The 17,951-nt window shown below is 67.9% G+C and carries 21 protein-coding genes; 12 read left to right on the top strand and 9 right to left on the bottom strand.

Features of this window, described 5'->3' with window-relative positions; all coding sequences use genetic code 11:
- Positions 1 to 5 precede the first annotated feature (5 nt).
- The 9 genes from CMO28_RS08795 to atpD are packed head-to-tail and all read right to left on the bottom strand — an operon-like array spanning position 6 to position 6,642.
- Positions 6 to 887, bottom strand: a complete 882-nt coding sequence (locus CMO28_RS08795) for a F0F1 ATP synthase subunit gamma (protein ID WP_296712589.1) — start codon at positions 885 to 887, stop codon at positions 6 to 8.
- Positions 884 to 2,446, bottom strand: a complete 1,563-nt coding sequence (locus CMO28_RS08790) for a F0F1 ATP synthase subunit alpha (RefSeq protein ID WP_296712587.1) — start codon at positions 2,444 to 2,446, stop codon at positions 884 to 886. Before CMO28_RS08790 ends, CMO28_RS08795 begins: the two co-directional genes overlap by 4 nt.
- On the bottom strand, positions 2,433 to 3,176 hold the full coding sequence (locus CMO28_RS08785) for a hypothetical protein (RefSeq protein ID WP_296712585.1): 744 nt from the start codon (positions 3,174 to 3,176) through the stop codon (positions 2,433 to 2,435). The genes CMO28_RS08790 and CMO28_RS08785 overlap by 14 nt, the downstream gene beginning before the upstream one ends.
- 13 nt (positions 3,177 to 3,189) lie before the next feature.
- Positions 3,190 to 3,438 (bottom strand): F0F1 ATP synthase subunit C, encoded by a 249-nt coding sequence (locus CMO28_RS08780; RefSeq protein WP_014745171.1) that lies wholly within the window; start codon positions 3,436 to 3,438, stop codon positions 3,190 to 3,192.
- Positions 3,435 to 4,169 (bottom strand): F0F1 ATP synthase subunit A, encoded by a 735-nt coding sequence (locus CMO28_RS08775; RefSeq protein WP_296712579.1) that lies wholly within the window; start codon positions 4,167 to 4,169, stop codon positions 3,435 to 3,437. The genes CMO28_RS08780 and CMO28_RS08775 overlap by 4 nt, the downstream gene beginning before the upstream one ends.
- Positions 4,166 to 4,486, bottom strand: a complete 321-nt coding sequence (locus tag CMO28_RS08770) for an ATP synthase subunit I (RefSeq protein ID WP_014745169.1) — start codon at positions 4,484 to 4,486, stop codon at positions 4,166 to 4,168. The genes CMO28_RS08775 and CMO28_RS08770 overlap by 4 nt, the downstream gene beginning before the upstream one ends.
- Entirely contained in the window at positions 4,483 to 4,773 is a 291-nt protein-coding gene (locus CMO28_RS08765) for an AtpZ/AtpI family protein (RefSeq protein WP_014745168.1), read from the bottom strand. The genes CMO28_RS08770 and CMO28_RS08765 overlap by 4 nt, the downstream gene beginning before the upstream one ends.
- Before the next feature lie 16 nt (positions 4,774 to 4,789).
- Positions 4,790 to 5,218, bottom strand: a complete 429-nt coding sequence (locus CMO28_RS08760; RefSeq protein ID WP_296712574.1) for a F0F1 ATP synthase subunit epsilon — start codon at positions 5,216 to 5,218, stop codon at positions 4,790 to 4,792.
- Entirely contained in the window at positions 5,215 to 6,642 is a 1,428-nt protein-coding gene (gene atpD / locus CMO28_RS08755; protein ID WP_014745166.1) for a F0F1 ATP synthase subunit beta, read from the bottom strand. Before atpD ends, CMO28_RS08760 begins: the two co-directional genes overlap by 4 nt.
- 268 nt (positions 6,643 to 6,910) lie before the next feature.
- Between atpD and CMO28_RS08750 the strand changes: the two genes are divergently transcribed.
- The 12 genes from CMO28_RS08750 to CMO28_RS08695 all read left to right on the top strand — a co-directional run bounded on the left by CMO28_RS08750 (position 6,911) and on the right by CMO28_RS08695 (position 17,950).
- A complete protein-coding gene (locus CMO28_RS08750; protein ID WP_296712568.1) occupies positions 6,911 to 8,167 on the top strand; it encodes a 3-isopropylmalate dehydratase large subunit in 1,257 nt (418 codons plus the stop codon).
- Positions 8,168 to 8,253: 86 nt separating this feature from the next.
- Positions 8,254 to 8,784 carry a hypothetical protein gene (locus CMO28_RS08745; RefSeq protein ID WP_062767640.1) on the top strand — a complete coding sequence of 177 codons (531 nt, stop codon included), beginning with the start codon at positions 8,254 to 8,256 and terminating at the stop codon, positions 8,782 to 8,784.
- 4 nt (positions 8,785 to 8,788) lie between these two features.
- Positions 8,789 to 9,655, top strand: coding sequence for a branched-chain amino acid ABC transporter permease (locus CMO28_RS08740; RefSeq protein WP_062767638.1), 867 nt, complete (start codon positions 8,789 to 8,791; stop codon positions 9,653 to 9,655).
- 21 nt (positions 9,656 to 9,676) lie between these two features.
- Positions 9,677 to 10,639, top strand: coding sequence for a branched-chain amino acid ABC transporter permease (locus tag CMO28_RS08735; RefSeq protein WP_296712562.1), 963 nt, complete (start codon positions 9,677 to 9,679; stop codon positions 10,637 to 10,639).
- Positions 10,636 to 11,475, top strand: a complete 840-nt coding sequence (locus tag CMO28_RS08730) for an ABC transporter ATP-binding protein (protein ID WP_296712559.1) — start codon at positions 10,636 to 10,638, stop codon at positions 11,473 to 11,475. The genes CMO28_RS08735 and CMO28_RS08730 overlap by 4 nt, the downstream gene beginning before the upstream one ends.
- Positions 11,468 to 12,187 carry an ABC transporter ATP-binding protein gene (locus CMO28_RS08725; protein WP_062767631.1) on the top strand — a complete coding sequence of 240 codons (720 nt, stop codon included), beginning with the start codon at positions 11,468 to 11,470 and terminating at the stop codon, positions 12,185 to 12,187. The genes CMO28_RS08730 and CMO28_RS08725 overlap by 8 nt, the downstream gene beginning before the upstream one ends.
- 87 nt (positions 12,188 to 12,274) lie before the next feature.
- Entirely contained in the window at positions 12,275 to 13,507 is a 1,233-nt protein-coding gene (locus tag CMO28_RS08720) for an ABC transporter substrate-binding protein (RefSeq protein ID WP_296712554.1), read from the top strand.
- An 86-nt stretch (positions 13,508 to 13,593) separates the two neighbouring features.
- The gene (locus CMO28_RS08715; protein WP_296712552.1) at positions 13,594 to 14,457 is read left to right on the top strand and encodes an isocitrate lyase/PEP mutase family protein; all 864 of its coding nucleotides are present in this window, start codon (positions 13,594 to 13,596) and stop codon (positions 14,455 to 14,457) included.
- Between the two features lie 50 nt (positions 14,458 to 14,507).
- Positions 14,508 to 15,335 carry an IclR family transcriptional regulator gene (locus tag CMO28_RS08710; RefSeq protein WP_296712549.1) on the top strand — a complete coding sequence of 276 codons (828 nt, stop codon included), beginning with the start codon at positions 14,508 to 14,510 and terminating at the stop codon, positions 15,333 to 15,335.
- A 571-nt stretch (positions 15,336 to 15,906) separates the two neighbouring features.
- A complete protein-coding gene (locus tag CMO28_RS08705) occupies positions 15,907 to 16,113 on the top strand; it encodes a cold-shock protein (protein ID WP_014745156.1) in 207 nt (68 codons plus the stop codon).
- Between the two features lie 374 nt (positions 16,114 to 16,487).
- Complete coding sequence (locus CMO28_RS08700) at positions 16,488 to 16,694, top strand: cold-shock protein (protein ID WP_014745155.1); 207 nt, start codon at positions 16,488 to 16,490, stop codon at positions 16,692 to 16,694.
- Positions 16,695 to 16,957: 263 nt separating this feature from the next.
- Positions 16,958 to 17,950: a UDP-2,3-diacylglucosamine diphosphatase gene (locus tag CMO28_RS08695; protein ID WP_296712544.1), complete on the top strand. Its 993-nt coding sequence runs from the start codon at positions 16,958 to 16,960 to the stop codon at positions 17,948 to 17,950.
- The last annotated feature ends 1 nt before the right edge of the window (position 17,951 follow it).

Here is a 17,951-nt window from a genome sequence, read left to right as displayed (position 1 = left end):
CGATCCTAGCCGGCGCCGTTGCGTCCGACAGCCATGCCGCCCGTCGCAAGTTCGATGATCTCGTCGGTGATCTCGTCCTGATGGATCCGGCGGGCGAGATTGGTCAGATCCTCGCGCCGCCGTTCGATCCCCGTCTTGGCCGCGATCATCGCGGTCATGCGGGCGGTGTTCTCGGCCGCATAGGCGAGCAGCAACACCTCGCAGAGTTCGGCGAAAACGTATTCCGCGGCCAGCCCGTCCAGCAGCTCGGCAGGCGGCAGCGTGATGAGCGGCGCCGCTCGCCGGCCAGAAACCGGGAAACGCGAGAAGTCGAACGGCACCAGCTGGCGATGGATGATTTCGACGGTGTTGCCCTCCCCGCCGGCCGAGGGCGTCCCGTGCACCACCGCCAGCTGCCGCACCCGCCCGGTATCGAGCCGGTCATAGAGCGCGCCGGCAACATGATCGGCAAGGGCCGGCACGTCATCCACATGGGCCGACATGGGCACTGACCAGGCCACATCCAGCCCGCGCACGCCCGCCAGCATCAACCCGCGGTCGCCCACGATCAGCAGATCCACCGGAGCCGACCCGGCCACTTCCATCGCCCGGTCGAGCAGCCGGTCGGGCAGACCGCCGACAAAGCCCTGATCGGGTGTGACGACCAGAAGGGCGGTGCGCATCGGCACCACCCGCCGTGGCACCCCGCCCCGATCATCACCCGCCTGCATCGCCAGGGCGTCGCCGATCGCACGTCCGACGATGTCGGCATGGGCCCGAACCGCCTGTATCCGTTCCCGTGCTTCCCGCGCCCGGACTGACGCGATGCCGCGCATGGCGGTCACGATCGCCTCCAGCTGACGAACCGTGCCGATCCGCGCTTCGACGTCGTGGAGGCGGCCGCTCATCCGTTTATCCCCGTGGCAGCGGGTGCCGGCAGATGACCCGTCAGTTCCTTCAGGGCGGCGACCAGCTCAGCCCGCGCGGCATCATCCAGCTTGCCGCCAGCCGCCACGATCCGGGCAGCACCGGGTGCATACGCGTCCAGATGTGCCGCCAGCCGCGGCCGGACGGTCTCCACCTGATCCTTCGACAGACCGTCGAAGACGCCTTCCGACAGCCCCACCAGCACGGCGATCTCGTCGATCGGGCGGAGTGCCGCATAGCGCGGCTGCCGCAGCCAGGCGCGGATCGCCTCGCCGCGGCGAATGCGGTCGCGCACGCGGGTGTCGGTCATGCGGCCGAAGCGGGTGAACATCTCCAGCTCCAGGAACTGGGCATAGTCCAGCCGCAGCCGGCCCACCGCCCCGCGAAGGGCGGCAGTCTGGGTCTTGCCGCCCACCCGGCTGACCGACAGGCCGACATCCACCGCCGGCCGCTGATCGGCCGCAAATAACCCGCGGTCCAGAACGATCTGGCCGTCGGTGATCGAGATCAGATTGGTGGGGATATAGGCCGAAAGATTGCCGGCATCGGTCTCAGCGATCGGCAGCGCGGTCAGCGAGCCGCCGCCCAGTTCCGGCGACAGCTTGGCCGCCCGTTCCAGCAGACGGGAATGCAGATAGAAGACGTCACCCGGATAGGCCTCACGGCCCGGCGGTTCATGTGTGAGCAGAGCGAGTTCGCGGTGGGTTGCGGCATGGCGGGTCAGATCGTCGATCACGATCAGCGCATGACCGCCGGCATCACGCACCGCCTCGGCGATGGTCATGCCGGCGAAGGGTGCCATCCATTGCAGCCCGGCCGGCGCGCCTGCGCCGGCGACCACGAACACCGTACGTTCCGGCGCCCCGAAACGCTTCACCGCATCGATCACCCGGCGCACGGCCGACGCACGCTGGCCGACCGCGACATAGACGCAGATCATGTCGCTATGGGCCTGGTTGATGATCGTGTCGACCGCCACCGCCGTCTTGCCGGTGGCACGGTCGCCCACGATCAGCTCCCTCTGGCCGCGCCCCAGAGCGAACAGGGCATCCACCACCAGCAGGCCGGTCTCCACCGGCTCGGTGACCAGATCGCGATCCATGATCGCCGGTGCAGGGCGTTCGACCGGCAGGGTTTCCGTCGCCTTCACCGCCCCGCCCCCGTCCAGCGGCCGGCCCAGCGGATCGACGACCCGGCCCAGCAGGCCCGGGCCCACCGGCACCGTCACCACCTGGCCGGTGCCGCGCACAGGGCTGCCGGCTGCGATGCCGGCGCCGTCATCCATCATCACCGCGCCGATCCGTCCGGTGTCGAGGGTGAGCGCGAAGGCGCGGCGGCCCTCGCCCATATCCAGCAGCTCCATCAGCCGGATATCGGGCAGGCCCGAGACCAGGGCGATGCCGTCACCCATACGCTCCACCCGGCCGACCGCTTCGGCGGCAGCCCCCAGCCGGGCACGATCGAGCCGGGCCTCGCCATCGGCCAGCCAGACGCCGGCCTCGGCCCTGGCTGCCTCCTCGATCGGATCACTGGCGGTCATCGCGCGCGAACTCCCGGGCAATCTGCGCCAGATCGGCGCGGAAACTGTTGGTGACCACGGCATGATCGGCTGCGGCCTCGAAGCCCGCGATCAGGGCGGGCTCGACCCTGATCTCCAGCGGCGGGACTGACCCGAGCACCCGGCCGATGGCTGCTTCGAGCGTTGCACGGGTGGCCGCGCTCACCTCGGTGGCGGCAAGCAGGACCAGCGTTTCACCGCCATCGGTGAAGCGTCGTTTGACCGCATCGGGCAGGCCGTCCAGGGCTTGAGCGAACCCGTCGATGAAGCCGTCGAGGCGCGCTCCGACCGGCAGGCGATCCAGCAGGCGCGCAGCGATCCTTGCTGCGAGGGTCCTGGCTGCAGCCTCGACTTCAGTGGTGCGCGCCGCCGCCGCGCGATCGGCCGCTTCCGTAGCCCGCGCCGTGATCCGCGCCGCTTCGGCCTGTGCCGCATCGATCACGGCGGCCGCCGCCCGATCTGCAGCCGCAACCGCCGCGGCCTCGGCAGCGGCATGGCCGGCCTTCAGGGCCGCATGTTCAGAGGCAGCGGTCGCCCGTTCGGCAAGGGCTGCCTGCCGCGCGGCCTCGGCTTCGCCGAGGATCGCCCGCGCCGCCTGCTGGCGCCGGTCAATCATCGCCGTCACCGGCTTGAACAGAAAGCGGCCGAGCAGCCAGATCAGAACCAGGACGTTGACCGCCTGGATGCCCAGCGTCCACCAGTCGATATGCATGGCGAGGGGCCGATCAGCCGACGAAAGGATTGGCGAACAGCACCAGCAGCGCGATCACCAGACAGTAGATCGCCATGGTCTCGATCATGGCGAGGCCGACGAACAGGGTGCGCGACAGGGTGGGCGCCGCCTCGGGCTGGCGGGCGATGGCATCCATCGCGGCGGCCACTGCCCGGCCTTCGCCGAGCGCGGGGCCGATGGCGCCGAAAGACACCGCCATCGCGGCGGCGAGGATGCTGACGATCTCGATCCAGTTGGTCATGACTCAGTCCCGGAGGAGGTAGGGGAGGAGGAAGCAGTGGACGTATGGTCGGGCGCGGACGGTGAGCCGCCCTCGCCTTCCAGCCCGGAGGCGATGAACACCATGGCGAGCACGGCGAAGATGTAGGCCTGCACCGCCCCGGTCAGCAGGTCGAGGGCCATCAGCGGGATGGGCACCAGAAGCCCCGCCAGCGACAGCACGATGCCGATCACGAACACGCCGCTCATCACATTGCCGAACAGGCGGATGACCAGAGAGAAGGTCCGGGTGATCTGCTCGACGAGGTTGAGCGGCACCATCACCAGGCTGGGCTCGGCAAAGGTCTTCAGATAGCCGCCGAGCCCCTGCGCCTGGATGCCGAAGATGATCACCGAGACGGCGACGATGGCGGCCAGTGCTGCGTCGGTTTCGATATGGGCGGTCGGCGGCTCGATACCCGGCACCAGCGAGGACCAGTTGGCGGTCAGGATGAACACCAGCAGCGTACCGATCAGAGCGCGAAACCGCGCAGGCTCCACCCGCATGGTCTCGCGGATCTGACTGTCGATGGCCTCGACCACCAGTTCCAGCACGGCCTGCATCCGGCCCGGCATCAGCTCCAACCGCCGGGTCAGCATCCAGGAACCGCCGGCAAGCAGGATCATGATGCCCCAGGTCACCAGCACCGGCGTGGCGATCGGCACCGGCCCCAGATGAAAGGCGATCGGGGTTTCGAGCGGTGATCCGATCACGACGACCGCCCCCCATCGGGCAGCATGGCGGCGGATCGACGGCGCACCCGGCCGACCACCACCCGCCGCGCGATCAGGACACCCAGGGCCGCCGCCAGCAGCGGCCCCGCCCCCTGGCGGGCCGCCAGCACCAGAACCGGCACCAGAACGGCGAAGCGCGCCACCTGCATCGCTATGGCAAGACCGATGCGGCCGCCGGCGAAGAGATCGGTGTTCCGTCGCAGCACCAGAAAAAACCCGGCCCCGGCAGCAAGCCCCGCGACAAATGCCAGCGCCAGCGCCGTCGGATCCACCGTGAGGGTCGAGAGGGCGTTCATGGGCGATGCATCCATTTCCAGGCCGACCAGAAGCCGAGTGCCACGCCCGCCATCAGCAGGGCGGCAGCGAAGGTGATGCCGGTGCCGGCCAGCCGGTCGAACCAGCGGCCGAGGAACAGGCCGAGCAGCATCGGCGTCACGATCATCCAGCCGAGCACGCCGATCTGCCCCAGCCGGTGGCCGATCCCGGGCTCATGATCCTTGCGTTTCGCCGCCTCGCGGGCGGCCTGGCGATCGGCGGCCTGCTCCATCCGCCGGTCCTGACGGCGGTCGCGCGGCGGGGTCATGGCGTCGCCTCCCCGGTCATGGTGTCGCCTCTTCGGGCCGGTCGCGCAGATAGCGCACCATCTGCCGCACGGCGCGGGTCTGCATGCCGACCTCTGCCGTGCGGGCCTTGCGGTCGGCATCGTCGCGTGCCTCGCGGGCCGCGGCGATGTCGGCCTTGAGCCGTTCCGGATCGGTACCGGTCACCACGCTGCGTGCGGCCAGCGAAATATCGCACCCGCCCTCGACCCTCAGCACACCGCCCGATACCACACCATATTCCGCACGCCCGTCGGCCCGCCTCCAGCCGATCACCGAGGCGTCGAGGACGGTCAGGAAATCGGCATGGCCGGGCAGGATGCCGAAGCCGCCGCTGGCATCCTCGGCTCGCACCGACACCACGTCGTCCAGGTCGCGGACGACGGTTGCGGGTGTGGCGATCACCAGATGCAGGCGCCGCCCGCTCATGCTGCCGCATCCCCGCGCCGCTCGTCCCGGTGCCGGGCCTCCATACGCTGGCGCCCTTCCTCCAGATCGCCGATCATGTAGAGCGCATCTTCCGGCCAGTCGTCGCACTTGCCGTCGAGGATCGCGCGGCAACCGGCGATGGTATCGGCCAGCCTGACCGACCGTCCCGGTGTGCCGGTGAAGGCTTCGGTCACCTTGAAGGGCTGGGTAAGGAAACGTTGCAGGCGCCGGGCCCGCTCGGCCAGGCGGCGGTCTTCGGCCCCCAGCTCTTCCAGGCCCAGCAGCGAGATCACGTCCTGAAGTTCACGGTAATGCTCGATGGTCCGGCGCACCTCTTCGGCCGTGCGGGCATGGGTTTCGCCCACGATCAGCGGGTCGAGCAAGGTGGAAGACGAGGCGATCGGATCGATTGCCGGATACATGCCCTCGGCCGCCATCGATCGCGACAGCACGACCAGACTGTCCATATGCCCCGCAATCGCGGTCACCGCCGGGTCGGTGAAGTCGTCGGCCGGAACATAGACCGCTTCGATCGCCGTCACCGCGGCCCCGCCGACCGAGGCAATACGCTCCTGAAGGGCCGCGACTTCGCTCGCCAGGGTCGGCTGATAGCCGACACGCGAGGGCAACCGGCCCAGCAGGCCCGAGACTTCCATGCCGGCCTGGACGAAGCGGAAGACATTGTCCATCAGCAGCAGCACGTTGCGGCCCCGCTGATCGCGGAAATGCTCGGCCACGGCAAGCGCCGTCATCGGCACCCGCCAGCGGGCGCCGGGCGGTTCGTTCATCTGACCGAAGACCAGGACAGTCCGCTCCAGCACGCCTGAATTCCGCATGTCGAGCAGCAGCTCGTGGCCTTCTCGCGACCGCTCGCCGATGCCGGCGAAGACCGAGATGCCCTGATAACCCGACACCATGGCCTGGATCAGCTCCATGACCAGCACGGTCTTGCCGACACCGGCGCCGCCGAACATCGCGGCCTTGCCGCCATGGGCGAGCGGGGTCAGCAGATCGATGACCTTGATGCCGGTCTCGAAGACATCGGTGGCGGCGGTCTGATCGGCCAGGGCCGGTGCGGCCTGCAGGATCGGCGCGCGGGGCACGTCGTCGGGCAGGGCCGCCCCCTTGTCGCCGATCCGCCCGGTCGCGTCGAGCAGCCGGCCGAGCACGGCATCCCCCACCGGCACCATCACCGGCGCCCCGGTCGCAATCGCCTCGGCCCCCCGGCGCAGCCCGCCGGTCGGCATCAGGGCGATGGCGCGCACATGCTCGCGGTCCAGATGGGACTGAACCTCGGCCACGATCTCGGGCGCGTCGCCGTCGTGGACGTGAAGCACATGGCCGATGGCGGGCAGATCGCCCGCGGGAAAACGGATATCGAGCACCGCGCCACGCACGGCGGTGATCACGCCCGGACCGCTCATGGAGTCGGAACCTCCTGCTGAGCCTGCGGCCCTTCACGGGCCCTTCATTGCTGCTACGCACAATCTCCACCCCGATGCTCCCTCCGACCTTGATCAGGATCAAGCAATTCAGGATTCGGCCGGGGTTCATGCACCGATCCTCATTTGGTTCACTAAATGAACCACGATTTGCGTATTGACACCAACGGGCAGGCCGCGCAGGATCCATTCAAGTCAAGATGATCACCGGCGCATGAAGTCCGGTGGCGCGACGGGAGGACGACAAGTCATGGGCTACACGCTCGCGGAGAAGGTTCTCGCGCGGACCTCAGGTCGCGATCACGTTCGGGCCGGAGATGAAATCGAGGCCCGCCCCGATTTCGTCATCGCGTATGATTTTCCCGGCTATACCGATGTGATCTTCCGTCAGATGCAGGACGATTTCGGTATAGAGCGTGTCGATGATGCATCCCGCTTCGCCATCTTCATCGACCACATGGTTCCGACGGCCACGCCGAAGGAAGAAGAGCTTCACCAGATGACCCGGGCCTGGTGCGCCGAACAGGGCGCAGCCCTTTACGAGCGCCATGGCATCGGTCATCAGGTCTCGGCCGAGGTCGGCTATGCGGTGCCCGGCGGCTTCGCGGTCCATTTCGACGGTCATGTCAGCCAGCTCGGCGCCTTCGGTTCGCTGGCGATCGGGCTGCGCCGTAACCTTCTTGAGGCCTTCGTCCGCCCCGCCATCTCGATCAGGGTGCCGGAGACGGTGCGGATCGATCTGACCGGTTCTCTCCGGCCCGGGGTGATGGCGCGGGACGTCTTCCACCATCTGGTCCGGGCGCTCGGCCCCAAATTCGCCGCCTTCAAGGTGCTGGAGCTGGGCGGGCCGGCGGTTGCGGAGATGAGCATCGAAAGCCGGCAGACGATCTGCGGCCTTGCGATGTTCACCGGCGCCACCACCGCAGTCATGATGCCCGACGACAAAACCGCGGACTGGCTGGGAGACCGGCCGAAGCTCGCGCTCGACCCGGTATTCAGCGACGACGATGCCGTCTATGCCGCCCGCCACACCGTCGACCTGTCGGCGCTGGAGCCGGTGGTCGTCCTGCCGCCCACGCCCTCCAATACCCGCGATCTCTCGGAGGTGATCGGCACCGAGGTCCAGGCCGGCTATCTCGGCAGCTGCGCCAGCGGCCGGATCGAGGATCTGCGCGCCGCCGCCCAGGTGCTGAAAGGCCGTCAGATCGCCCCCGGCTTCGCGCTTCATGTCGTGCCGACCAGCCGGGCGCTGATGGCCCAGGCCGCGGCCGAGGGCCTGATCACCACGCTGGTCGAGGCGGGTGCCTTCGTCAGCAGCCCGTCCTGCGACTATTGCTTCGGCCGGATCGCGACCATGGCCGAGGGCCAGCGGGCGGTCTCTACCGGCACACTCAACGTGCCCGGCCGCATGGGACATCCGAAGTCCGAGATCTTCCTGTGCAATGCCGCAGCCGTGGCCGCCGCCGCCATCGAAGGCCGGATCACGGATCCCCGCCGCTATCTCTGAAGGCGGCCCCGCCGCCGGGGGCACCCATCTCCGGCCCCGCCTTTCCGGCCCTTCTCCGCCATCTTTCCCATCCAGGAGTGCAGCCCATGTCGCTGCCCGATCTCCGCGGTCGCGCCGTCTGGGTGTTCCGCGAGGACGACTACGACATCGACCGCATCATCGGTGTCGAGAACATCAAGATCACCGATATCGACGCGCTGGCCGCGCTGGTGATGAAGGATGACGAGCCCGGTTTTCCGCAGAAGGTCCGGCCCGGCGACCTGCTGGTCGGCGCCGACAATTTCGGCTACGGCCATCCGCATTATCCGGCCATGCGCGCCATGCGCCATCTGGGTGTCGCGGGCGTGATCGCCGACGGCTTCTCGCCGGGCTTCTGGCGGGGTGAAATCAGCATGGGCTTCCCGCTGATCCCCTGTCCGGGCGTCGCGGCCGCCACCGACCGCTTCGACAGCCTGGAGGTCGACTGGCAGGCAGGCTGCGTCCGCAACCTGACCAGGGGCTGGGAAAAGCCGTTCGAACCGCTGTCGGTCGCCGACCGGGCGATGCTCGAAGCAGGCGGACTGGTGCCCTATCTCAAGCGCGCGGTCGATGCCGATCGCGCCCGCGCCGGAGGCTGATCCCATGCTTGCGCAAATGGCGGTCAGCGGCATCGCGCTCGGTGCCATCTACGGTCTCGTCGCGCTCGGCATCGTGCTGGTCTATCGGGCGACAGGGGTGATCAATTTCGCCCATGGCGAAGGCGTCATGATCTCGGCCTTCATCGCCTGGACCCTGCTCGAAGCCGGGGTCCCCTACTGGCTGGCGGCCATCCTGACCATCGCCGCCGCCGCCCTGATCGGCCTTGCGATCGAAGTGGTGCTGATCGGCCGCTTCATCGGCAAGCCGCTGCTCGCCAATGCGATCGCCACCCTCGGCCTCTACCTGATCCTGGGCGACGTCGCGGTCTGGATCTGGGGCAAAGATCCCCACGATATGGCCGGGCCGTTCTCGCAGGCGCCGATCCTGATCGGCGGCGTGGCGGTCAGTCTTGCCGATCTCGGCATCATCGCGACCTGTCTGGTGCTGTCAGCGGCGCTCTTCGCCTTCTTCCGCTATGCCCGGACCGGTATCGCCATGCAGGCGGCCATGAGCAACGAAACCGCGGCCCGGCTGCAGGGCGTGCCAGTGGCCCGCATGCACGGCCTCGCCTGGATGCTCTCCTATATGGTGGGTGCTGTGGCCGGCCTGCTGATCGCACCGCTGACCTTCCTGCATTTCACCATGATGCAGCAGGCCCTGCATTTCGCCTTTGCCGCCGCGGTTCTGGGCGGGTTGACCTCGATGCCGGGTGCGCTCGTCGGCGGCGCCATCGTCGGGCTGACGGCGAACCTCACCGGCGCCTATGTGGACTCGGCGTTCAAGGAATTCATGCCCTTCCTGGTCATGCTCGCGATCCTGATCGTCAAGCCCTCCGGCCTGCTCGGCCGTCACGCGACCAAGAAGATCTGAGGCGGAGGGAGACCTATGACCATGAGCCTCGATCTGCCCGCCGCGCGCGGCCGCCCCGGCCGTCTTGCCCTCGCCGGGCTCGGCATCGCCGTTCTGCTGGCCCTGCCCTTCATCCTCGGCGGCTATTTCCTGTTCATCGCCAGCCTGGTGCTGGTCTATGTGCTGGCCGCCTTCGGCACCAATCTGCTGACCGGCTACACCAATCTCATCTCGCTGGCAGGGGCCGTGTTCTTCGGCATCGGCGCCTATGGCGCCGCCATCCTGACCGGGGAATACGGTGTCACTCTGCTGGTCGCGGCGCTTGCCGCAGGCCTTGTCGCCATGGTCGTCGGCCTGCTGCTCGCCATCCCGCTGCTGCGCCTGGAAGAGGTCTTCCTCGCCATGGCGACGCTCGGCTTCGTGATGATCTTCGCCGAGATCGCCAAATCGGGTGGCGAGTTGACCGGCGGCGAGAACGGCATGGGCGTCGCCGCGCCGGATCTCTTCGGCCTGGAACTCGGCGGCGCCGGCACCTACTGGATGCTGCTTGCGGTGGTCGCGGTGCTGATGTGGATGGGGGCCAATTTCGGGGCCAGCCGCTGGGGGCGTGCGCTCAAGGCGGTGAAGGGCAGCGAATCCGCCGCCCGGATCATGGGGCTCGACACCGCCCGCCTCAAAATCGTCGCCTTCGCGCTGTCCTCTTTCTATTGCGGCGTCGCCGGTGCGCTCTACGGCCCGCTGATCCGCTTCATCGACCCGTCCACCTTCGATCTGATGGTCTCGATCAGCTTCGTGTCCATGGTGATCGTGGGTGGTCTGGGCTCTATCCGCGGCTCGATCCTGGGCGCCGCCTTCGTGATCGCGGTGCCGCAATGCCTTACCTATCTGGGGCTCGATCAGGTCCAGCGGTCGGTCTATGGCCTCGCCATGATCCTGTCGCTGATGTTCCTGCCGGGCGGCCTTTCGGGCCTCGGCCACACGCTGTTCCGGAGGCATCGCCCGTGACCGCTGCACCCGAACTGCTGACAATCCGCGACCTCGCCATCTCTTTCGGCGGCCTGAAGGCGGTGGACGGCATCGACGTCACCGTCGAGCAGGGGGAAGTCCATGCCCTGATCGGCCCCAACGGCGCCGGCAAGACCACCGTGCTCAACTGTGTCAGCCGGTTCTACGACGCCGCGCGCGGCAGCATCCGCTTCGGCGGCCAGGAACTTCTGGGCCTCAAGCCCCACCGGGTCGCCCGGCTGGGCATTGCGCGCACCTTTCAGAACCTCGAGCTGTTCCCGGAACTGAGCGTGCTCGACAACGTGCTGATCGGCCGCGACCGGGCGATGTCGGCGGGCATTCTGCCGGCCATGCTGCGCCTGCCGTCGGAACGACGCGAAGCACGCCGCGAACGCGACCATGCCCTTGGTCTGATCGACGAGGTGGGTCTTGGCGGCGATGCCGACGCCATCGTCGCGGATCTCCCCTATGGCCGTCAGAAGCTTGCCGAACTCGCCCGCGCCCTGGCACTGGATCCCAGACTGCTGCTGCTGGACGAACCGGCCGCCGGCATGAACCAGACCGAAGCGCGCACCCTCGGCGACCTGCTGCTGCGGCTGCGCGACCGCCACGGCCTGACCATCCTGCTGATCGAACACAACATGTCGCTGGTGATGCGGGTGTCGGACCGGATCACGGTCATGGAGCAGGGCCGCTTCCTTGCCGCCGGCACCCCGCCCGAGATCGAGCGCCACGAAGCCGTGATTGCCGCCTATCTGGGCAATCGCGATGCGGATGCCATCCCCCGGCGCGACCGGCGCCGCCTGGGCCCGACGAAGGAGATGGCCCATGCCTGATACGCCCATTCTGGAGGTCTCGGGCCTCGTCGCCGCCTATGGGGCGATCCGTGCCCTGCACGGGATCGATCTGTCGCTCATGCCGGGCGAGGTTGTGGCCGTGCTGGGGGCCAACGGCGCCGGCAAGACCACCCTGCTGCGCTGCCTGTCGGGGCTGCTGAAGCCGGTCGACGGCCGGATCGTCTTCGACGGCGACGACATCGCGGGCAAGCCGGCCGAAGGACTGGTCGCCCGCGGCATCTCGCATGTTCCCCAGGGCCGGATGGTGTTCCCGGGATTAAGCGTGCGCGAGAACCTGATCGTCGGCGGCTGGACCCGCGACCGTGCCGCCACGGCCCAGGGCATCGATCGCGCCTGCACCTATTTCCCCCGGCTTGCCGAGCGCATGGACCAGCAGGCCGGCACGCTGTCGGGTGGCGAGCAACAGATGCTCGCCGTCGCCCGAGGGCTGATGTCGCAGCCCCGCCTGCTGATGCTCGATGAACCCTCGATGGGTGTCGCGCCGGTGATCAAGGCCGTGATCTTCGATGCGCTGGCCGACATCGCCCGCGACGAGGGCGTCACCATGCTGATCGTCGAACAGGATGCCGAACTGGCGCTCGACCTCGCCGACCGGGGCTATGTGCTGGAAACCGGCAGTCTGGCGGTCCAGGGCCCGGCCGAAGCGCTGCTCGCCGATGATGCCCTGCGCCGTGCCTATCTGGGCGGCTGATCCGCCCCCTTGAAGACTTCGCATCCGCACCGCCGGCGGATCCGCCCGCATCAAGAGATCCCCGGCACCACAGGGAGGAGAGACCGGATGACCCTGCGCTTCGACCGGCTGCGCCGCCGTCTGCTGACGGCTGCCGCCGCCATCGCCCTTGCATCCGCCCTGCCGGCGGGGCTGTCGCACCCGGCTTTCGCCGCAGATCCCGGCGTTTCCGACGACGCCGTCAAGGTCGGCAGCACCCTCGCCCTCTCGGGCACGCTCGCCTATATGGGCAAGGCCGTGCAGGAGGGTATGGAAACCTATTTCGGCATGCTGAACGATCAGGGCGGCGTCAACGGCCGCAGGATCGAACTCGTCTCCTATGACGATGAATTCAAGCCGCCAAAGGCCGTCGCCAACGCCAGGCTGCTGGTGGAGCGCGACGACGTGCTCGCCCTGGTCGGCCCGGTGGGGACCGCCACGGTGCTTGCGGCCTATGAATATCTGGAGCCCAAGGGCGTGCCGATCGTGGGCGCGCTCAGCATCTCGGATGCCGTGACCAATCCGCCGCGGAAGCTGCTTTTCGCCCTGCCCTCGCCGCAGTCGACCGAGGCCCCGGCCTATGTCGACTATGCCGTGAACGAGCTTGGCGCCAAAAAGGTCGCGATGCTGGTTCAGAACGACGCCTGGGGTAAACCCGCGCAGGACTATACCGAAAAGCAGCTCGCCACCCACGGCATGAAGCTGGTCGAGGTCCAGAATTTCGAGCGCCTGGCCACCGACCTGACCAGCCAGGTGGCGCGGCTGAAGGCGGCCGAGCCGGATGTGGTCATCCTCTATGCCCTGGGCCAGCAGGCGGCGATCTTCTTCAAGAATGCCGAAAAGCTGGGCTGGAACCCGACCGTGTTCGGCGCAGGCGGGCTGAATGACCCGAAATTCGTCGAGCTGTTGGGCGGCGGTGCCGGCAAGACCCTTTATGTCGCCTCCTATTACGACCCGGTCGATGGCGAGAACCCGGCGATCAAGGCCTTTGTCGCGGAATACGGCAAGCGCTTCCCGAAATCGACCCCGTCCAGCCTGGCGCTGATGGGCTATTCGGCGGCGGCGACTTTCGCCGAAGCCCTGAAGCAGGCGGGCGACGACCCCACCCGCGAGAAGCTGGTCAGCGCGCTCGAAGGCATGAAGGGCTTCGATCAGAAGATCGGCCCCGCAATCACCTTCGCGCCGCTCTCGGACGATCCCTATTCGCGCCGCGGCCAGACCGGCGTGGTGCTCATGCAGCTCAAGGATGGCGGCTTCCGCTCGCTCGGCGCCGTGATCGACCCGGTTCGCGGCGGCAGGTAACCGCGCCTGAGGCCGGCCGGGTGACACCCCCGGCCGGCCGCGCCGCACGACAGATGCGCTCCTTTCCACGAAAGAGAATCCGACCGATGTCCCATGCCCGCATGCTCCGCGACCGGATCGAGGCCGGCCAGACCGTCTGGATGGCCGGTGCCTATGACGTGTTGTCGGCCCGGCTGGTCGCCGACGCCGGCTTCGACGCCGTCTTCACCACCGGCTTCGGCGTCTCGGCCAGCCTGCTGGGAGAGCCGGATGTCGAGCTTTACACCATGACCGAGAATGTGGGTGTGGTCCGCGCCATCGGCGACGTGATCGACATGCCGCTGGTTGCCGATGCCGATACCGGCTATGGCAATGTGGTCAACATCGTGCGCACCGTGCGCGCCTTCGAGAAGGCCGGTGCCGCCGCGATGATCTTCGAGGACCAGGTCGTGCCCAAGCGCTGCCCGGTGGTCGCCGGTGCGCTCGAGATCCTGCCCATCGACGAGGCCACGGCCAAGATCCGGGCGGCCGTCGATGCCCGCCGCGATCCGGACACCATCATCGTCGCCCGCACCGATGCCGAGACCATGGACGAGTGCATCCGCCGCGGCCAGGCCTATGCCGAGGCCGGAGCCGACCTCATCCAGCCGATTTCACGCTGCGTGAAGTCGAAAGCCGATCTCGTCGCGCTCCGGCAGGCGGTGGGCAAGCCGCTGTCCCTGCAGATCCTGGGCTGGCTGGAAGATGAACTGTCGCCCGAGGAAATTGCCGAGGTCGCAGGCTTCGCCACCTTCCCCCTGGTGCCGCTGATGACGGCGACCCAGGCGCTGGTCGACAATCTGTCCGTGCTGGCGCGCGACCACAGCACCCGCAACCTGCCCCGCGCCCGCACCCAGCCACAGGTGTTCAAGAGCCTGATCGGCTACTCGCGCATTGAAGAGTTGCAGGATAAGTATATCCGCGCCAGATGACGGCAGACGCGATCCCGGCCGAGCGGCCGGCATGGGTGAAAGTGGCAGGCATGAAGGCGAACGGACGGATGGGGGACGAGCCCGAGACGACAGTTGCGGGCGGCGAGACGGCAGGGAGCGACAGTGGCCCGACCACGGTGCGTGCCGTGCTGCGCGCGGTCCAGGTGCTGCGCGCCTTCACCGTCGTCGAACCCTGGGCGACCCTGACCGAAGTCGTCGCCCGGACCGGCCTCGACAAGGCCACCACGCGGCGGCTGCTGGTGACGCTGATCGAAGCGGGTCTCGTGGTCCAGGACCGCGAGACCCATCGCTACGCCCTCAGCCTGGCGATGATCGAGCTGTCCAGCGCCGTGCCTGACAATCTGGGGCTGCGCAAGGCTGCGGCCCCGATCCTCACCGATCTGGCGCGCGAGATCGACGGGACGACCTTTCTGTCGATTTACCGCGAACATTCAGCGCTTTGCCTTGAGAAGTTCCACCATGACCGGTCGATTCAGGTGCGCTGGTGGGCGGTGGGCGGTGCCCTGCCCGCCAATGTCGGCGGTGCCCCCAAGCTGCTGCTCGCCTTCCAGTCGTCGGCAGAGATCGAGCGCGCGATCGGCCAGGGGTTGAGCCGGCTTACCCCGCACAGCATCACCGATGCCGATGCGTTCCGGGAGGAACTCGGTCGGATCCGCACGCAGGGGCACGTCATCGCCGTCGACGACGTGGTTGAAGGCCTGGCGGCCATGGCGGCACCGGTGTGCGATCGCGATGGCCGGGTGATCGCGGCCGTTTCCCTCGCCGGCCTCACCCCGCATATCGCAGGCAGCCGTGCGGCCGCAAATCTGGCGGCACTGCTCGATGCCGCTCGCCGGATCAGCCAGAGCGTGGGCTGATCCGCACGGCCCCCGCCCCGTGCCGCCATGCGCGTGATTCCAGGCCGTACAGGGGGTTGCGCGCCATTTTGCTGTCGCATCCGGCCTGGAACCTGCCTATAGTGGTTGAAGTCATCGTTTCGAATCAGACGATGACCCGCAGGCGATCCCGCCCGCAGGACGGTTCCGTGCCTCGTTCTCCGACCATACCCCGGTCTTCGTTCGAGCGCTCGGGGTGTCGTGTTCCGGGTGGGTTCCGGCGGAACCTCTGGAATCAGGAGCGCGCGCGTACCGGCAGGCGATTTCGCCCCCAGCCCCCGTCCGGCCAAGTCTTACGGATCCCGTCAGCGCGGTTCCAGACCTACCCGTTCAGGCAACGGCACGGCGCCATCGCCGCTCAGTTTCTCCGAAAGCAAAAACCAAACCGGCAGCCGAAAAGGCTGGAGGATTGCGCTACCTGGAGTGGTGGATCCTGCCCTGATCCGGGACATGGAACCTTTCGGCGTCTCACCGGTTTCCACGCCTCCTTGTATCGTGACGTCCGCCGCGGGGAACGGCGGGCTCCGCAGTCGGAAGGGAAGGGCGACGCGCCATGGCGACCGGCACCGTCAAGTGGTTCAACAGCACCAAGGGCTACGGCTTCATCACGCCTGATACCGGCGGCAAGGATGTGTTCGTGCACATCAGCGCGGTTGAGCGGGCCGGCCTGACGACCCTGAACGAGGGTCAGCGGCTGGAGTACAACGTGTTGACCGAGCGCAAGGGCGAGAAGGCCGTCGATCTCGTTCCGGCCGACTGACAACCCGGCTTCCGGATCCCGGCCGCAGGCCCCGCAGGGAGGCGGGGCAGCGGGTGGTGTCCGGTCGGGTCTCCGGCGACGGAGACCCTGGACGACGCATGGCGCTTCCACAAGCGCCATGACGGGTGGCTGTCAGGCCAGCCATCTGCGCCGGATCGGGTTTGCACCGGATCGGGGCGCGGATGCGGGGTCGGATGGCCGCAGGACCAGGAGTGCGCGTACCGGAAGATGCCGGACGGCGGGGAGGAACCGGCGATCCGCATCGACGCTGAACAGTGTCCGGTCACTTTCCGCCTCCATCATCACGTCCGGCGGACCGATCGCGTGTGGAGACGCGGCCGTCGGATCACCAAGACCAGGAAGAGCGACCAGACATGGCGACCGGCACCGTTAAGTGGTTCAACAGCACCAAGGGCTACGGCTTCATCACCCCCGACGAGGGCGGAAAGGACGTCTTCGTTCATATCAGCGCCGTTGAGCGCGCAGGCCTCTCGACGCTGAACGAGGGGCAGCGTCTCGAGTACAGCCTGCTCACCGAGCGCAAGGGTGACAAGGCCGTGGATCTGGTTCCCGCCGACTGAGGCGGAGCCGGGCTCCCGGGTTTCGAGAGAACGGGCGGCAGCGCAGGCTGTCGCCCGTTTTCGTTGCGGGATGCCCCTTCTTTGCCGAACCCCCTTCCTTTCCGAAACCTCTTCCTTGCCTGAACCATCGTCACCGGAACGTCATTGCCACGCCATAAAACCTGACGGTCGAACGGGTTAAGACTTCGCTCCGAGAAAGCGACACGTGCCGAGGGAGCGGTGCTCCGCCGCTTCAGGCGCCAGTCGCCCGGAGGGCCCTTCCGATGACCACGGTCGCACGAGTTCAGCCGCCGCTCTCCTTCCGCCCGGGTACCACGACATCGGGCGATCACGGCCATGCCGGCCATCCCCACCGACGGCCGCCGGCAGGCCAGGACCGGCGAACAGTCGACAGCCGTACGGGTGGCGAGCGTCGGCAATATCGGACGGTGTTCATTTCCGATCTTCATCTGGGCACGCGCTTCTGTCGCACCGATCTGCTGCTCGATTTTCTCGACACCGTCGACTGCGATCATCTGTTTCTGGTCGGCGATATCGTCGACGGCTGGCGGCTGCGCCGGTCCTGGTTCTGGGATGGGCCCCATAATCAGGTCGTGCAGGCGATCCTCGCCAAGGCCGCGGCGGGCACCCGGGTCACCTGGGTGATCGGCAATCACGACGAGTGTCTGATGGCCTATGCCGGCCTCGCCTTCGGCGGGATCGAACTGGTCCGCGAAAGCGAACACGAGCTGGCCGACGGCCGCCGCTTCCTGATCGTCCATGGCGATGCCTTCGACATGGTGGTGCGCTACGCCAAGGGCGTCGCGCTGCTGGGCGACGTTGCCTACAACCTGGCGCTTCGGACCAATCGCTGGCTGAACATCGCGCGCAGGCGCCTCGGCCTGCCCTACTGGTCGCTTTCGGCCTATCTGAAACAGCGGGTCAAGGAAGCGGTCGACTTCATCAATCGCTTCGAGCATGCCGTGACCGACGAGGCCCGGCGCCGCGGTTATGACGGCGTGGTCTGCGGTCATATTCACCATGCCGACATCCGCGAAACCGATGGCATCGTCTATGCCAATGATGGCGACTGGGTCGAAAGCTGCACGGCCATCGCCGAAACCCGCGATGGCCGTCTGCAGATCCTCGACTGGGGCGCCCGCGCCCGCCGCCGCGAACTCGTGGCCCTGGCCCGTGCCCGCCGGTCCCAGACCACCGGTGGGCTGCTCCCGGCGCCGGCCGATGCCCGTCGCCCTGCGCGTGAGCCGGCGGCCTGAT

The organism is Tistrella sp. (assembly GCF_002684955.1).
Lineage (GTDB): Bacteria > Pseudomonadota > Alphaproteobacteria > Tistrellales > Tistrellaceae > Tistrella > Tistrella mobilis.
The sequence above is the reverse complement of the archived record's forward strand: the minus strand, read 5'-3'. Positions and strand labels throughout refer to the sequence as shown.

What these genes read in the sequence shown, in the direction of transcription:
- CMO28_RS08795 (WP_296712589.1), bottom strand. Translation starts at nt 887, where the DNA reads ATGAGCGGCCGCCTCCACGACGTCGAAGCGCGGATCGGCACGGTTCGT.
- CMO28_RS08790 (WP_296712587.1), bottom strand. Translation starts at nt 2,446, where the DNA reads ATGACCGCCAGTGATCCGATCGAGGAGGCAGCCAGGGCCGAGGCCGGC.
- CMO28_RS08785 (WP_296712585.1), bottom strand. Translation starts at nt 3,176, where the DNA reads ATGCATATCGACTGGTGGACGCTGGGCATCCAGGCGGTCAACGTCCTG.
- CMO28_RS08780 (WP_014745171.1), bottom strand. Translation starts at nt 3,438, where the DNA reads ATGACCAACTGGATCGAGATCGTCAGCATCCTCGCCGCCGCGATGGCG.
- CMO28_RS08770 (WP_014745169.1), bottom strand. Translation starts at nt 4,486, where the DNA reads ATGAACGCCCTCTCGACCCTCACGGTGGATCCGACGGCGCTGGCGCTG.
- CMO28_RS08765 (WP_014745168.1), bottom strand. Translation starts at nt 4,773, where the DNA reads ATGACCCCGCCGCGCGACCGCCGTCAGGACCGGCGGATGGAGCAGGCC.
- CMO28_RS08760 (WP_296712574.1), bottom strand. Translation starts at nt 5,218, where the DNA reads ATGAGCGGGCGGCGCCTGCATCTGGTGATCGCCACACCCGCAACCGTC.
- atpD (WP_014745166.1), bottom strand. Translation starts at nt 6,642, where the DNA reads ATGAGCGGTCCGGGCGTGATCACCGCCGTGCGTGGCGCGGTGCTCGAT.
- CMO28_RS08750 (WP_296712568.1), top strand. Translation starts at nt 6,911, where the DNA reads ATGGGCTACACGCTCGCGGAGAAGGTTCTCGCGCGGACCTCAGGTCGC.
- CMO28_RS08745 (WP_062767640.1), top strand. Translation starts at nt 8,254, where the DNA reads ATGTCGCTGCCCGATCTCCGCGGTCGCGCCGTCTGGGTGTTCCGCGAG.
- CMO28_RS08740 (WP_062767638.1), top strand. Translation starts at nt 8,789, where the DNA reads ATGCTTGCGCAAATGGCGGTCAGCGGCATCGCGCTCGGTGCCATCTAC.
- CMO28_RS08735 (WP_296712562.1), top strand. Translation starts at nt 9,677, where the DNA reads ATGAGCCTCGATCTGCCCGCCGCGCGCGGCCGCCCCGGCCGTCTTGCC.
- CMO28_RS08725 (WP_062767631.1), top strand. Translation starts at nt 11,468, where the DNA reads ATGCCTGATACGCCCATTCTGGAGGTCTCGGGCCTCGTCGCCGCCTAT.
- CMO28_RS08720 (WP_296712554.1), top strand. Translation starts at nt 12,275, where the DNA reads ATGACCCTGCGCTTCGACCGGCTGCGCCGCCGTCTGCTGACGGCTGCC.
- CMO28_RS08715 (WP_296712552.1), top strand. Translation starts at nt 13,594, where the DNA reads ATGTCCCATGCCCGCATGCTCCGCGACCGGATCGAGGCCGGCCAGACC.
- CMO28_RS08710 (WP_296712549.1), top strand. Translation starts at nt 14,508, where the DNA reads ATGAAGGCGAACGGACGGATGGGGGACGAGCCCGAGACGACAGTTGCG.
- CMO28_RS08705 (WP_014745156.1), top strand. Translation starts at nt 15,907, where the DNA reads ATGGCGACCGGCACCGTCAAGTGGTTCAACAGCACCAAGGGCTACGGC.
- CMO28_RS08700 (WP_014745155.1), top strand. Translation starts at nt 16,488, where the DNA reads ATGGCGACCGGCACCGTTAAGTGGTTCAACAGCACCAAGGGCTACGGC.
- CMO28_RS08695 (WP_296712544.1), top strand. Translation starts at nt 16,958, where the DNA reads ATGACCACGGTCGCACGAGTTCAGCCGCCGCTCTCCTTCCGCCCGGGT.